Origin of the sequence: Micromonospora sp. 050-3, assembly GCF_046549335.1 — a bacterium.
Taxonomy (GTDB): Bacteria; Actinomycetota; Actinomycetes; order Mycobacteriales; family Micromonosporaceae; genus Micromonospora; species Micromonospora trifolii.
In genome coordinates this window covers 1,416,006-1,429,781 of sequence record NZ_JAJPVX010000001.1, presented here as the reverse complement: position 1 = coordinate 1,429,781, position 13,776 = coordinate 1,416,006, and the positions used below count along the sequence as shown (strand labels likewise).

Below are 13,776 nucleotides of genomic sequence, written 5' to 3'. Positions count from 1 at the left end.
CCGCCTCACCGCGCGGCGTCGCCGCGCATCACGTGGTGGTGGCCGCCCGTGCCCGGGCGGGTCCTTCGGGAAAACGGCCCGGCACCGAAGGCGGGCCCAGGTCGCCGCGCAACATCGAGGTGTACGCGGCGAGCAGCGCCCGGGTCGGCTCGACGCCCAACTCGGTCGCCAGGCGGGCACGGAAAGCGCCGAACACGTCCATCGCCTCGCCCTGCCTGCCGGTCCGGTACAGGGCGGTCATCAACATGATCGCCAGCCGTTCCCGCAGGGGGTACTCCGTCTGCAACGCGATGAGCGCGGGGATCGCCCGGTGACAGTCGCCCAGCCGCAGGTGCAGTTCCAGCCGGTGTTCCAGGCAGACGATGCGGCGTTCGAGCAGGTGTTGCCGACGGCTCTCCGCGTACGGACCGGTCAGGCCCGCCAACGGTTCGCCCGCCCAGCTCTGCTCGGCCTCGGCCAGTAGCGCCGCGGCCCCGGCGAGGTCGCCGGCCGTCTCGGCGGCAGCCGCCCGCTCAACCGCCTCGTCGAAGTCCGCGACGTCGGTGCGGGCCGTGCCGAGACGCAGCCGGTAGCCGATCCGGGAGCTGTCGATCGCGGGGCCGTCGTGGCCGACGCACGCCGCCTGGAGCGTGCGTCGCAGCCGGTAGATGTACGGCGGAATCAGCTTCGTGCCGGTCGCCGGGGTCTGGCCGCCCCAGACTCCCTGGAGGATCGACGCCGGTGTGACCACGCGGTCCGCGTTGAACAGCAGGATTGCGAAGACCGCCTGTTGCCGGACGGGTCCGAGATCGAGCAACTCTCTGCCGACCTCGGCGTGCAGCGGGCCGAGGGCGAGGAACCGTACCCGCGTCACGGCCTCGCACCGCCCGCACCAGGACTCGTCATCGAGGTCTCCTCCCTACCGGCGGCCGGGGAACCGCGCACAGGCGACGAGGCACGGCACGCCACCCGAGTCAGCTCTGAATCCGGCGGTGCCGCTTGGATCGAAGATCATCGCGTTTGGGGATGGTAGGGCGCTCGGCGTACAACTCGCGTACATCGCCCGTACGAACAGCGCGCAGCGGTCAGCCACGCGCTCTCGGAAACGGAAACGGAAAAGGTGCTGCCGGTGAGTCATCAGGTGACTCACCGGCAGCACGTCGATCAGTAGGTCCTACGCGTCGGCGCCTGTCACTCGGGCGGCTTGGCCCCCGACTGCTCGCTGACCATGTACGCCGCGTACCAGTCGGGCCAGTTGTCGTCATGCTCGCCCGTACGTTTCTCGTGCTCACCGTGCGCGGCGGCCGCGCGCCGAAGCGCGCTCGCCAGATCGCTCGTGGAGCCGAACGACGTGAGGCCACCCTCGATGCGTCCGGGAAGCCTGGTGGTGATCTCCTGCATCAGCCAGGTGTTGCCGTCCGGGTCGCGCAGCGTGGCGCGCGAGAAGTAGCTGCGCCGTTGCGGATCCGGCCCGTCGACCGGGCCGTCCGGGCTGACGTGGAAGACGTCGCCGACCTCGACACCGGCGGCGACGAGGGTGTCGTGGGCCGCCTCGATGTCGGACACGATCAGGTACGCCATGGCCGAGCCGGGTGCCGCCGACGTGAGCCCGGGGCCGAACTGGACGGAACACGCGGAGCCGTGCGGCGTCAACTGGACGATGCCGGGCGGGGTCTGGTCGAGCCGCCACCCGAGCCGTTCGTAGAACGCCTTCGCCCGGTCGACATCCGACACCGGGATGACGATCACCTCAAGCTTGACGTCCAGGCTTTCGATGCGCGACGTCGCGCTCGCGTCGCCCTGGGCCACCTTCGGGCTCATCACCGCCCCCCTTCCTGATCACCACGCTACTGCTTGCGTCAGTGCTCGGCGCCGGCTTCCGGCATCAGCCCGACGCCGTCCTGGTGGCCCGGCGCACTCCCAACAGGGCGACCAGGGCGAGGAGGATGACGGCGACGGAGTACTCGTCGGCGGTCCTCGGCAGGCCGCCGGCGTAGACCACGAGGAAGCCGGCGATCACCGTGGGGAGACCGAAGCCGACGTAACAGACGACGTAGAGCACTGACAGCACGCTGGCGCGTTGGTGCGCCTCGACCAGCGGCATGACCGTCTTGAGGCTGCCCTGGAAGCCGCTGCCGAAGCCGACGCCCCCGAGCGCGAGGCCGACGAAGAAGACCGGGATGGACTGCGCCATGACCGCCACCAACGTGACGATCATGCCCAGGATGAGAGCGACGATCCCGGTCAGGATCACGGTTCGCGCTGCGGTGTTGCGCTGTACCAGCACGGCGATCGACCCGAAGACGGCGAAGACGAAGAGGACCAGACCGCCGATCACGATCGACGTGTTCATGAGGCTGCGGATCAGTGCCGGGCCGAGCGCGCCGAAGAACCCGGCCAGCGCCCAGACCGCGAAGAGCACCGGGACGACGACCAGGACCGGTTGGCGCACCGAGCGGGGCAGCGTGATGTCCGGCCGCAGGCTGCGTCGGGCCCCGGCCATCGGGGTGACCGTCTCCGGCATCAGCGCGACCCCGACGGCCTGGATCAGCAGGATCGCGAGCAGCACGACGTACACCAGTCGCGTCGGGGCGGGTAGGAACTGGATGAGCAGCGCCGAGAGCAGGGCGCCGCTGCCGGTTCCGATGCCGGGGGCGATCGAGTTGGCGAGCGTGCCCCGGGCCCGGTCGATGTCGAGCATGGCGGCGCCCACGGCGCCGGTGGCGGCGCCGGCTGCCAGCCCCTGCACGAGGCGGGCGACCAGCAGGGCCGCAACACCGTTGGCGAAGATGAAGACGACCAGAGCGAGCATCTGCACCGCGATCGCGACGGCCAGCACCGGCCGCCGACCGACGTGGTCGGACAGCCTGCCGAACGTGAGCAGCGACGCCAGCACCGCGAGGGCGTAGACGGCGAACACGACAGTGGTGGTGACCGGCGAGAAGTGCCAGCGTTCCTGGTACACACCGTAGAGCGGGGTCGGGGCCGCCGACGCGGCCAGGAACGACACCAGGATCGACGCCAGCAGCACCAGGGAGACCGTCGGTGTGAGTCGGGCCCGCCCCGCGATAGGCATGTCGGTGCTCCTCGGCTGCGTGAATAGCGGTCAGCCTGGGCGTTCCGCCGGCCCCCGGGGCCACGGCGGCGTACCCGGTTGGCGCCGGCACATGCCAGCTCAGCTCTCGGAGTCCTGACCGGGAGGCTCGCCACCCCTACAGCTCGGGGTGACCGAAGAGTCCCGGCAGCCCGCCGCTGTGCAGAAAGACGACGCGGTCGCCGTGCGGGAAGCTGCCGGCCAGCAGCCCCGCCATCGCCCGACCGGTGTACGTCGGGTCCAGGAAGACACCCTCCGTACGCGCGGTCACCTCCAGCGCCGTCCGGACGGCGTCAGTCAGCGTGCGGTAACCCGCGCCCACCTGGCTACCGTCGATTCGCAGCGCGTCCGGCTCGACCTCGTCCACGAGCAGCCCGGCGACGGTCGCCCGCGGGTCCGGCACGGCGCCGACATCCACGCCGATCACCCGCTGCGCGCCCAACTCCCGCACCAGGCCGGCCATCGTCCCGCCGGAGCCGAGCGCCACCACGACCTCGACAGCGTCGGCGTCCGGCACCTGGGCCCGCAGCTCCCGACCACAGTCCACATAACCCTGGACCGACGCGGGAGCGGTGCCGCCGAACGGGATGATGTACGCCGATCGTCGCTCCGCCTCGGCCGCCACCACCTCGGCGAGCGGACGGTCCCCGCTCCAGACGATCTCCGCGCCGGCGAGTCCGTCGAGCAGCAGGTTGCCTCGTCGACGCTCCGGGGGCGGGCCGGCGAGCACCAGCACGCAGGAAAGGCCGAGCCGCACTGCCGCAGCGGCGGTGAGCCGGGCGTGGTTGCTCTGCGGCGCCCCCGAGGTGATCAGAGTGGTGGCGCCTGCGGCGATCGCTTGCGCGCAGGTGTACCGGAGCTTGCGGATCTTGTTGCCGCCCCCGCCGAGGCCGGTGAGATCGTCACGCTTGAACCAGAGCTCGGCCAGCCCCAGCCGGGCGGCGAGCCGGGGTGCGGCCTCCAACGGCGTCGGCCAGGTACCGAGGGCAACGGGTGTGATCATCCGTGCAGCTAAACACTCCCCGGCCGCGCCCGCAGCTTCCTGGCCGTGGGTGTGTTCTTTTGGCGGCTATGCCCGACGTGCTGCTGCCCGGGGCAGCGGACCGACGTCTGAGTGGCGACCGGGACGGAGCGCCGCGTGCCGCTGCCCGGGTCCCGCCCCGTCGCGGGCGGCGAGCGCGTCGGCCACCGCCCCGGTGGCGAACGCGTAGACGGACTTGTGCAACACGTCGATGGCGAGTTCGGGGCGGGGCCAGGTCAGTGGGGGCGCCCCCACGCCGGTGGCGTTCTCCAGGATCTGGTCGTTCGTCAGGCGCACCGCCGTGAACATCGTCGAGGCCCAGGCGCCGCGCAGCCCGGCCTGCGCCATGACGCTGCGCAGCACGCCGACGAACGCGCCCTGGCCGTAGTGCATCGCCAGGTTCTGCCACCGGGGCTGCTGCCCGGAGGTTTCCGGCAGGCCGGTCAGCCTGGCCAGCACCAGGGCGGGCACGTAGGAGTCGGGCCGACCGGTCACCCGCTGTTCGATCTTCTCGGCGGCAGTCATCACCGCCGCCCCGGCCAGGCCCGCCACCAGTCCCTGCCACACCGCTCGCTTCAGCATGGCCCAGCCCTACCCACCGCTCAGGCACCCACACCCGCGACTCGTCATCCACTCACACGCCGCCGAGTCGGGCCACGACGAGGTCGGTCAGTGGCGTTGTCACACCGAGCCGGTGAACTGGCTGACGTGGTAGGCGGTGCTGCGGCCGTCCGGGGTGCGGGTCCATTTTGAGACCATCAGGTGCAGGTCGTCGAGGTTCCGGCTGGACCAGGGGTGGATGAACCCACCGTAGAGCGCCGGCTCCTGCCAGCTCGTCAGCTGAATCTTCTCCCCCGTCCAGGCCCGGTCGGGTCCGGACGCGGTCCGGGTCACCAGACACCCGTTCTGGCAGTTGAGGTAGGACATGACCCAGGTCCCGTCGGCCAGCCGGCGCACCGATGGTTCGCCGAAGCGGCCGGTGAGGATGGGTGTGCAGGGTCTCCCCCAGCCCCAGTTGGTGCCGTTCCAGCCCCAACCCTCGTACGACTCGGGGTAGAACAACCGGTCCCACCGGACGCGTCGCAGCATCATCGGACCGTCCTGCCGCCCGGAGCGGACCGAGAAGACGTAGACGTACTCGCCGTCGCGCTGCATGGTCCACATCTGGAACGGGTCCTTGTTGTCCGGGCTGTTCCACCACTTCAGCGGCGTACGGATGAAGTCGTTGCCGTTGTCGGAGAAGGCCAGCCCCGCGTAGCGGGACTTCCACTGCGGCCCGGCCGGGCCGGCGGAGTTCCAGTTCTCGATGCTCATGTAGGAGATGAGCTGCCGACCGGTCTCCGGAAAGCTGATGCCGTCGTTGGGGATGACTGTCACCTCGGGAAGACCGTCGATGCCGATGCCGTGGTGGCCGTTGTGCATCAACTCCGGGGCCCGTCCGTTGCCGGCGACGCGTGCGGCACTGTCGAAGACGACTCCGCCCGGCGCGCCGGGGTGGACGGCGGAGCGCAACATGACCGGCGACCGCCAGTCGTTCGGCACTGGTGGGCCCTCGGGCCACGGCGTGTCGAAGGTGTCGCCGAAGAGGTAGCCGATCGACCCGTTCTCCAGCACGTAGGGGATGCCCAGATCGGTGCCGGCCACCCGCCATCGGCTGTTGGTGTCCAGGTCCGCGCCGGTAAGCCGCTTCTTCCAGACCGCGGCCTGGGCCGGAGCGGTCGTGGTCAGGATCGCGCCAATGGAACCGACCGCACTGGCGGCCCCGATCGCTGCGGCGCGGCCAAGCAACGATCGACGACGTACCCCCATGGCTGCCCCTCCTGTCGCACTCGTCATGGCCGTGCCGCTTTGGTGGGACAGCGGTTGCGGGCGAGTAAACCCGCCGACAATCGTCGCTGTCAATACCTGCCCGCCCCGAACGATGCATTGAAGGAATTCTTCATAGAACATTGACAGGCATCAGCACCCTGAAGAAACTCTCAGCAATCGGTCTCCGGTCGGTGGCGGTCTCGTGACGCCATCAGTCGACAAACCCCGACCCGACGAGGAGCAGCGTGAGACGTACTCTCCTGGCCCTGCTGGTCGCTCTCGGCATCGCCGGCACGACGGTCCCTGCCACGCCGGCGAACGCGGACCCGGTCGGCATCCTGGCCTGCCCCTCCATCCCCGCCAACCGCGACCCGGCGGTGACCCTTGTCGTCTACCGGGTCGCCCGGGCCCACAACGCCACCGACAAGGTGACGCTGTCGGCGTTCGAGGCGGGCTGGGTCGAGTCACACATGAACAACCTGCCGTGTGGCGACAAGTCGTCGCTCGGGGTGTTCCAGCAGCGCTGGGACTACGGGTGGGGCACTCCGGAGCAGATCATGGACCCGGTTTACGCCAGCACCCAGTACGTCACCCGAGCCATCGTCTGCGACCGCGACAACCCCGGCTACAGCGCGGGCCAGGTCGCCCAGTGCGTCCAACGGTCCGGCTTCCCGGACCGCTACGACCAGGTGGCCGCGACCGCCCGCGCCCAGCTCAACGAGGCGGCCCGCACCCACGCCATCGCCGGTGGATCCCCCACCGACGTCACCGGCGACGGCCGGGACGACATCGTCACCTTCACCCAGAACACCCTCGCCGACGTCTACGTGGGCACGTCCACCGGCAGCTCATACACCGGCACCTCGGCGAAGTGGAACGACTTCTTCTCCCTCGGTGGCGAGACCGCCTCCACCGGCGACGTCAACGGCGACGGTCGGGACGACCTCGTCACCTTCGCGCACAGCAACACCGGCGACGTGTACGTCGCGCTGTCCACCGGCACCTCGTTCGGTGCCGGCCTGAAGTGGCACGACTGGTTCGCCCCCGGTGCGGAGATCGGCGCGGTCGGCGACGTCAACGGCGACGGGCGCGACGACATCGTGGCGTTCACCCACAACCCCGCCGGTGACGTGTACGTCGCGCTCTCCACCGGCACCGGCTTCGGCGCCGGCCTCAAGTGGCACGAGTTCTTCAGCCCGTTCGGCGAGTTCCCCGCCCTCGGTGACGTCAACGGCGACGGCCGGGACGACCTCATCACGTTCACCCAGGGCCCGGCCACCGCCAGCGACGTCATCGTCGCCCTGTCGAACGGCAGTTCCTTCGGCGCCGCGCAGAAGTGGCACGACCTGTTCGCCGTCGGCGCCGAACTGCCCCGGGTCGGTGACGTCAACGGCGACGGCAGAGACGACATCGTCACCTTCACCTGCGATCCCAACGCCGACGTGTACGCCGCCACCTCCACCGGCACCGGCTTCGCCGGAACCACTGTGAAGTGGCACGACTTCTTCTGCCTGGCCGGCGAGTTCCCCTACCTCGGCGACGCCAACGGGGATGGCACTGACGACCTCATCGTCTTCACCAAGGGCGCCACAAACGATGTCCACGTCGCGCTGTCCACCGGCACCGGCTTCCTCGGCGCCACCAGATGGCACGACTTCTTCGGCCTCAACGGCGAGACGACGCTGTGATCAGCGGATTGGAGACCCCATGCGACTGACCAGGCGCACGTGCGCCCTCTTCCTGGCGGCGGCGCTGGCCGGTCAGGTAGCGGCCGGGCCGGCCGACGCGGCCGAACCCGCGGCGTCCGGCTCGCTCACCGCTGACTTCGCCCGGGCCGCCGCCGAGTTCGACGTGCCCCGGGACCTGCTGATCGCCGTCGCCTACGGCGAGTCCCGGCTGAACGGGCACGGCGGCCTGCCCAGCCAGGCCAACGGGTACGGGGTCATGCACCTGGTCAGCAACCCCACCCAGCACAGCCTGGAGCGGGCGGCCACGCTCACCGGCGAACCGGTGGACCGCCTGCGCTCGGTCACCTCCGCCAACATCCGGGGCGGCGCGGCGGTGCTCCGCGACCTGGCCGACGACGAGGGGCTGACCGGCGGGGCACGCGACCGGCTATCCGCCTGGTATCCGGTGGTGGCGCGCTACAGCGCCGCCGTCGACGCGTCGACCGCCCGGCTCTACGCCGACCACGTCTACGACCTGCTGCGTACCGGCATCGCCGCCGGACCGGTACGGGTCGCGCCGCGCCCGCAGCGACCCGAACTCGGCCGCTACGCGGGGATCACCCCCGCGGGCGCTGCCGGTGCGAACGTCGCGGCGGCCGTCCCGGAGTACCTGCCGGCCCGGTGGGTGTCCGCCTACGGCGGCAACTACCAGGCCGGCCGATCGGCGCGGATAACCACTGTGGTGGTGCACGTGACCCAGGGGTCCTACGCCGGCACGGTGAGCTGGTTCCAGAACCCTTCGGCGGGAGTTAGCGCGCACTACGTGGTGAAATCGAGCAACGGCGAGATCACCCAGATGGTGCGCGAGGGCGACACGGCCTACCACGCACGCTCGGCCAATCCGTACGCGGTGGGCATCGAGCACGAGGGGTTCGTGGACAACCCGGCCTGGTTCACCGACGCCATGTACCGGTCGTCCGCCGCGCTGACCCGCTACCTCTGCGACAAGTACGGGCTGCCGAAGACCCGTGCGTCGATCAGGGGCCACAACGAGATGCCCGGCAACGACCACACCGACCCCGGGCCGAACTGGAACTGGAACTACTACATCTCCCTGGTCAACGCCGGCGGCTCGGGGGGCCGGTACCTGGCGGGTTCACCGACTGACTTCACCGGCGACGGGCGCGACGACATCGTCGCGTTCACCCGTGGCTCGCTCAACGACGTGTACGTGTCGGCGTCCACCGGCTCCTCGTTCGCCGGGACGTCGGTGAAGTGGAACGACTTCTTCGGGCTCAACGACGAGACGCTGCTGTCCGGGGACTTCAACGGCGACGGGCGCGACGACGTCGTGGCGTTCACCCACGGCTCGCTCGCCGACGTCTACGTGGCGCTGTCGAACGGGTCGTCGTTCGCCGGCGCCACCAAGTGGCACGACTGGTTCGCGCCGAACGCCGAGGTCGCCGCGGTGGGGGACGTCAACGGCGACGGCCGCGACGACATCATCGCCTTCACCCATGACGGCGCCGGGGACGTGTACGTCGCGTTGTCCTCCGGTTCGTCGTTCACCGGGACGGCACTCAAGTGGCACGAGTACTTCTCGATCGCCGGCGAGTACCCGGCCCTCGGCGACGTCAACGGCGACGGCCGGGACGACATCATCACCTTCACCCAGGGGCCGGTCGCTGCGTCGGACGTCATCGTCGCCCTGTCCACCGGAACCGCGTTCGGGGCGGCGCAGACCTGGCACGACGTCTTCGCGGTCGGCACGGAGCTGCCGCGTGTCGGGGACATCAACGGCGATGGCCGCGACGACATCGTCACGTTCACCTGCAACGTCGATGCCGACGTCTACGCGGCCGTCTCCACCGGCACCTCGTTCGTCGGCACCACAGTCAAGTGGAACGACTTCTTCTGCCTGCCCGGCGAGTTTCCCTACCTGGGCGACTACAACGGTGACGGCCGGGACGACGTCATCGCCTTCACCAGGGGCACCCTCAACGACGTCTACGTCGGCCTCTCCACCGGCACCAGCTTCCTCGGCGGCGCGAAGTGGCACGACTTCTTCGGGCTGCCCAACGAGACCACCCTCTGACCCCAGGGAGACCGCGATGTTCGACGTACCCCCGTCCGCGTCGATCAGCCGACGCCGGCTGATCGGCGGTTCCGCGGCGGCGGCCGCCGCCGGAGTGCTCGGCGGCGCCCTCGCCGGGTCGTCCGCCGCCCAGGCCGCCGGTGACGGGTACGGCCTGCGCATCGTCGACCGTAACGAGAACGGCGGCCGGCTCCAGTACTACCGCTTCGCCACCGATGCCATCGAGTGGGATCCGGGCGTGAACGTGCTGCTACCCGACGGCTACCACACCAACGGCAAGCGGTATCCCGTGTTGTACCTGCTGCATGGTGGCAACGCCGACTTCCGCTCCTTCCACCTACAGGACAACGTCGTCGGTCTGACCGCCGGCCGGGAGGTCATCGTCGTCATGCCCGACGCGTCGACCGGCTGGTACTGCAATCCGGTGACCAGCTTCGTCGGGCCCCGCAACTGGGAAACCTTCCACATCGCCCAACTGCTGCCGTGGATCGACGCGAACTTCCGTACCTTCGCCGAGTACAACGGGCGCGCGGTGGCCGGCTTCTCGATGGGCGGCTTCGGCGCGCTGAAGTACGCGGCCAAGTACTACGGCCACTTCTGCTCGGTCAGCTCGCACTCCGGGCCAGCCAGTCTCCGCCGAGACTTCGGACTGGTAGTGCACTGGGCGAACGCCACCTCCGCCGCGCTCGACCTCGGTGGAGGCACCGTCTACGGGGTCCCGTTCTGGGACGAGGCCCGGGTCAACGCCGACAACCCGGTCCAGCGCATTCCGAGTTTCCAGAACAAGCGGATCTTCCTGGCGGCCGGGACCTCACCCGACCCGATCAACTGGTTCGACACCGCCAACGAGACCCAGGTGCTTGCCGGTCAGCGCGAGTTCCGCGGGGCACTCGCCCGAGCCGGCATCCCGCACGAGTGGCACGAGGTGCCGGGTGGGCACTTCTTCCGCCACGACCTGTTCGTTCAGGACCTCGACGGAATGCTCGGACGCCTACGCCGCGCCGGCTGACCCCCGGTAGCGTCGACGGTCATGGCCACCAGCGTCGACGTGTCTCGGGAACTCGCCAGCCTCGCCGACCCACATCGGGCCGAGGCGTCGAGCCGGTTCCTCCAGATGGCCCCCGGTGGCTACGGCGAGGGCGACCGGGCCCTCGGTGTCTCAGTGCCCGACCAGCGCACGGTGGCCGCCCGGTTCTGGCGCGACCTTCCGCTGGCCGAGACGACGAAGCTGCTCACCGGAGGCGCGCACGAGGAACGGTTGACAGCGCTGTTCATCCTGGTGCGCAAGTTCGCCAAGGGCGACGAGCAGGAGCGGGGTCAGATCTTCGACATCGTCATGGCCAACACCGACCGGATCAACAACTGGGACCTGGTGGACTCGTCCGCGCCGTACATCATCGGCCCCTGGCTGATCGACAGGGACCGGAGCGTGCTGGATCGGTTGGCCGAGTCGGGCCTCGTGTGGGAGCGGCGCGTCGCCATCATGGCGACCTTCGCCTTCATCAAGGCCGGCGACTTCGAGTGGACCTTCCGACTCGCCGACCGGCTCCTGCACGACCCGCACGACCTCGTGCGGAAGGCGGTGGGCTGGATGCTGCGTGAGGTGGGCAACCGGGACAGAGCGGCGGAGGAGGAGTTCCTCGCCCGCCGCTACCGGGTCATGCCACGGGTCATGCTGCGGTACGCGATCGAGAAGTTCGAACCGCAGCGTCGCCGCGACTACCTGTCCGGTGCCCTATAGGGCCTGCTCAGCCGGTGGGATGGGGAAGTTCCGGTTGAAGACGTTGTCCGGGTCGTAGCTGGCCTTGATGTCGCGCAGCCGGCCGAGGGTGGGCTCGGGCCAGGCGTCCAGCAGTCGAGCCGGATCGGTGTCGCTCTCGAAGCTGAGATACAGGCCGTCGAGGTGCGCGTACAACTCGGCCCACAGCTTGTCGAGTTGGGGCCGGCGGTCCGGGACCGTGGCGGCGAGTACCGAGAAGTTCTGCTCCCGGTGCGGGTAGGCGGTCGCGTCGCGGGCGACGTCGTTGACCGCCCCACCGACGGACCGCAACTGCATGATCATCACATCGCCGGAATGGATCATGTGCTCCATGAGGTCGGCCGCCTGCTGTGTGACGTGGTGCAACAGACCGCTGCGGGTGTCCTCCAGCCCCTGCCCCCGATGCTGGTTGCCCGGCGGCACGACGATCGCCGGGTACGGCACGAGCTGCGCCTGCTGGTCGAGGATCGGCCCGATCTCCAGGAACGGGCTCAGGGCGGCTTGCGCCGCCTCGACGTCGTCACCGGCGTAGACGAGGGTGACCTGGGCAGCCGGCGGGTTGCCACGGCGACCGGGGAAGAGGGAGAGGAAGCTCGTCAACTCCCGCGGCGCGTCCTCGACGAGTTGACCCCACCGGCGCAGCAGTGGCGCGGCGTCGGTCGCGTCCGCGACGAGCTGGGCGTAGACGACGTTGTCGACCTCGTACGCCTCCAGCTCGAGCGCGGTGACCACACCGAAGTTTCCACCGGCGCCGCGGACGGCCCAGAACAGGTCGGGGTGATGCTCGTCGTCGACGCGGAGCAGGCGGCCATCCGCGGTGACGATCTCGGCGGCGACGACGTGGTCGATGGTCAGGCCGTGCTTGCGCGCGAGGTATCCGACGCCGCCGGTGGTGGCGAGACCACCGACGCCCACGTCTCCGTAGTCGCCCGAGCTCATGGCCAGGCCGTACGGGGCGAGTGCCTGGGCCACGTCGCCCCACCGGGCACCCGGCTCCAGCCGCACCCGACGGGTCGCCCGGTCGAGCACCTCGACGTTCTTCATCCTCGACATGTCGATGACGACTCCCCCGTCGTTTGTCGACCGGCCGCTGATGCCGTGCCCGCCGCTGCGCACCGACAGCGGGACATCCTGCGTCCGGGCGTACGCCACGGCGTCGACCACCTCGGCGGCTTTCTGCGGGCGGATCACCAGGGCCGGCGATCCGTGCCGGCTGTAGGTGTGGCGCACCCGCTCGTACTCCGGGTCACCGGGCTCGACTGACCTGGTGGCCAGCGACGGCGGCAGCGCGTCGTAGTCGAGGCCGGGGTGCCGCTCGGCCAGCGCGACGCTCGTGCGGACCGGCCCGGCGCCGATCTCACCTCCGGCGCGCTCCTTGGTGACCGCCTCCCGCAGCGCGGGGGCGATCTCCTGCCCGAGGGTCTGGATCAGGCGTGGGTCGTCGCGGCCGATCAGGAAGGTGCTGAACCCCTCCTCGAGGACCAGCGGGAGCAGTTGGTCGACCCACTGCTCGACGGGCCCCTGGAGGAAGCCGCGGCTGCGCGACGAGACGTCGACAGTGAATAGGTTGAGCAGCCGTCGGATCTCTCGGGGCTCGCGACCCGCGGCGGTGGCCGCCTCGTCGATGAGCCGATTGGCGGTCACCCGGTCCGGAGATCGCAGGTATTCCAGCGTCGGCAGCCAGCCGTTGGCCTTCTGGCCGGTCAGAGCCAGCATTTTCGGCTGGTACGCGCCGAGCCAGATGGCGATGTCATGTGCCGGCTTCGGGCCGCGCTGCATGCCGGGTACGGGGTAGTACTGCCCGTCCAGCCGCAGCGGCCCGGTGGCGGTGTCGTCCCAGACGCCGCGCAGGACGTCGATCGCCTCGCGCAGGGCCATGACCCCCTGCCCCGCGGTCAGCCGACGTGCGCCCATGCCCTCGATCCCGTCCCAGAACGCGCCGGCGCCGAGGCCCAGGTCGAAACGGCCGTGCGACAACCGGTCCAGGCTCGCTGCGGCCCGGGCCAGCACGGCCGGCGGGCGTAGCGGCAGGCTGAGGACGTTCCCGGAGATCCGGAGCCGCTCCGTGCGGGCGGCGACCCAACTCAGCAGGGTCCAGGTGTCGAGGAACTCCGCGTTGTACGGGTGGTCCTGGAAGGTGACCAGGTCCAGCCCCGCCGCCTCGGTCAGCTCGGCCAGCGCCACCACCTGATCCGGGTCGTGCACGCTGGGTGTCAGGAACGACCCGAACCGGAGTTCGTGCCCGTAGTCGGACATCGCTTCACCATCCACGCAATCGTTTGATCAACATATCAAGTTTTTTACCTATCGTTTGTCAGACAACTTATCTTTGCAGCAAATCATTCCGGGCTG

11 protein-coding genes are annotated in these 13,776 nt (G+C 70.0%); 4 read left to right on the top strand and 7 right to left on the bottom strand.

Translation table 11 applies throughout. The features are described 5' to 3' along the window. Positions 1–28: 28 nt before the first annotated feature. From ACLJOK_RS06590 to ACLJOK_RS06565, 6 genes are all read right to left on the bottom strand, one after another. A complete protein-coding gene (locus ACLJOK_RS06590) occupies positions 29–853 on the bottom strand; it encodes an AfsR/SARP family transcriptional regulator (protein ID WP_410816851.1) in 825 nt (274 codons plus the stop codon). A gap of 317 nt (positions 854–1,170) precedes the next feature. Then, positions 1,171–1,800 (bottom strand): VOC family protein, encoded by a 630-nt coding sequence (locus ACLJOK_RS06585; RefSeq protein ID WP_410816849.1) that lies wholly within the window; start codon positions 1,798–1,800, stop codon positions 1,171–1,173. Between the two features lie 64 nt (positions 1,801–1,864). Continuing rightward, complete coding sequence (locus tag ACLJOK_RS06580) at positions 1,865–3,055, bottom strand: MFS transporter (protein ID WP_410816848.1); 1,191 nt, start codon at positions 3,053–3,055, stop codon at positions 1,865–1,867. Positions 3,056–3,191: 136 nt separating this feature from the next. Then, a complete protein-coding gene (locus ACLJOK_RS06575) occupies positions 3,192–4,076 on the bottom strand; it encodes a D-cysteine desulfhydrase family protein (protein WP_410816847.1) in 885 nt (294 codons plus the stop codon). 66 nt (positions 4,077–4,142) lie between these two features. Continuing rightward, on the bottom strand, positions 4,143–4,676 hold the full coding sequence (locus tag ACLJOK_RS06570) for a hypothetical protein (RefSeq protein WP_410816846.1): 534 nt from the start codon (positions 4,674–4,676) through the stop codon (positions 4,143–4,145). Between the two features lie 99 nt (positions 4,677–4,775). Further along, a complete protein-coding gene (locus tag ACLJOK_RS06565; RefSeq protein WP_410816844.1) occupies positions 4,776–5,903 on the bottom strand; it encodes a DUF4185 domain-containing protein in 1,128 nt (375 codons plus the stop codon). Positions 5,904–6,148: 245 nt separating this feature from the next. On the opposite strand from ACLJOK_RS06565, the gene ACLJOK_RS06560 reads away from it, so the two are divergent. Genes ACLJOK_RS06560 through ACLJOK_RS06545 form a run of 4 tightly spaced genes read left to right on the top strand, consistent with a single transcriptional unit; the run spans position 6,149 to position 11,406 of the window. Next, positions 6,149–7,591: an FG-GAP repeat domain-containing protein gene (locus tag ACLJOK_RS06560; RefSeq protein WP_410816842.1), complete on the top strand. Its 1,443-nt coding sequence runs from the start codon at positions 6,149–6,151 to the stop codon at positions 7,589–7,591. Between the two features lie 19 nt (positions 7,592–7,610). Then, the gene (locus tag ACLJOK_RS06555; RefSeq protein WP_410816841.1) at positions 7,611–9,665 is read left to right on the top strand and encodes an N-acetylmuramoyl-L-alanine amidase; all 2,055 of its coding nucleotides are present in this window, start codon (positions 7,611–7,613) and stop codon (positions 9,663–9,665) included. 16 nt (positions 9,666–9,681) lie between these two features. Then, positions 9,682–10,674 carry an alpha/beta hydrolase gene (locus tag ACLJOK_RS06550; protein WP_410816840.1) on the top strand — a complete coding sequence of 331 codons (993 nt, stop codon included), beginning with the start codon at positions 9,682–9,684 and terminating at the stop codon, positions 10,672–10,674. 21 nt (positions 10,675–10,695) lie between these two features. Then, on the top strand, positions 10,696–11,406 hold the full coding sequence (locus ACLJOK_RS06545; RefSeq protein WP_410816839.1) for a DNA alkylation repair protein: 711 nt from the start codon (positions 10,696–10,698) through the stop codon (positions 11,404–11,406). Here the strand turns inward: ACLJOK_RS06545 and ACLJOK_RS06540 are convergent. Next, on the bottom strand, positions 11,401–13,680 hold the full coding sequence (locus ACLJOK_RS06540) for an LLM class flavin-dependent oxidoreductase (protein ID WP_410816838.1): 2,280 nt from the start codon (positions 13,678–13,680) through the stop codon (positions 11,401–11,403). The genes ACLJOK_RS06545 and ACLJOK_RS06540 overlap by 6 nt on opposite strands. Between the last annotated feature and the right edge of the window lie 96 nt (positions 13,681–13,776).

Excerpts from the sequence above, each read along its gene's own strand:
- ACLJOK_RS06565 (WP_410816844.1), bottom strand. The coding sequence starts at position 5,903 with ATGGGGGTACGTCGTCGATCGTTGCTTGGCCGCGCCGCAGCGATCGGG.
- ACLJOK_RS06555 (WP_410816841.1), top strand. The coding sequence starts at position 7,611 with ATGCGACTGACCAGGCGCACGTGCGCCCTCTTCCTGGCGGCGGCGCTG.
- ACLJOK_RS06545 (WP_410816839.1), top strand. The coding sequence starts at position 10,696 with ATGGCCACCAGCGTCGACGTGTCTCGGGAACTCGCCAGCCTCGCCGAC.
- ACLJOK_RS06580 (WP_410816848.1), bottom strand. The coding sequence starts at position 3,055 with ATGCCTATCGCGGGGCGGGCCCGACTCACACCGACGGTCTCCCTGGTG.
- ACLJOK_RS06550 (WP_410816840.1), top strand. The coding sequence starts at position 9,682 with ATGTTCGACGTACCCCCGTCCGCGTCGATCAGCCGACGCCGGCTGATC.
- ACLJOK_RS06570 (WP_410816846.1), bottom strand. The coding sequence starts at position 4,676 with ATGCTGAAGCGAGCGGTGTGGCAGGGACTGGTGGCGGGCCTGGCCGGG.
- ACLJOK_RS06585 (WP_410816849.1), bottom strand. The coding sequence starts at position 1,800 with ATGAGCCCGAAGGTGGCCCAGGGCGACGCGAGCGCGACGTCGCGCATC.
- ACLJOK_RS06575 (WP_410816847.1), bottom strand. The coding sequence starts at position 4,076 with ATGATCACACCCGTTGCCCTCGGTACCTGGCCGACGCCGTTGGAGGCC.
- ACLJOK_RS06540 (WP_410816838.1), bottom strand. The coding sequence starts at position 13,680 with ATGTCCGACTACGGGCACGAACTCCGGTTCGGGTCGTTCCTGACACCC.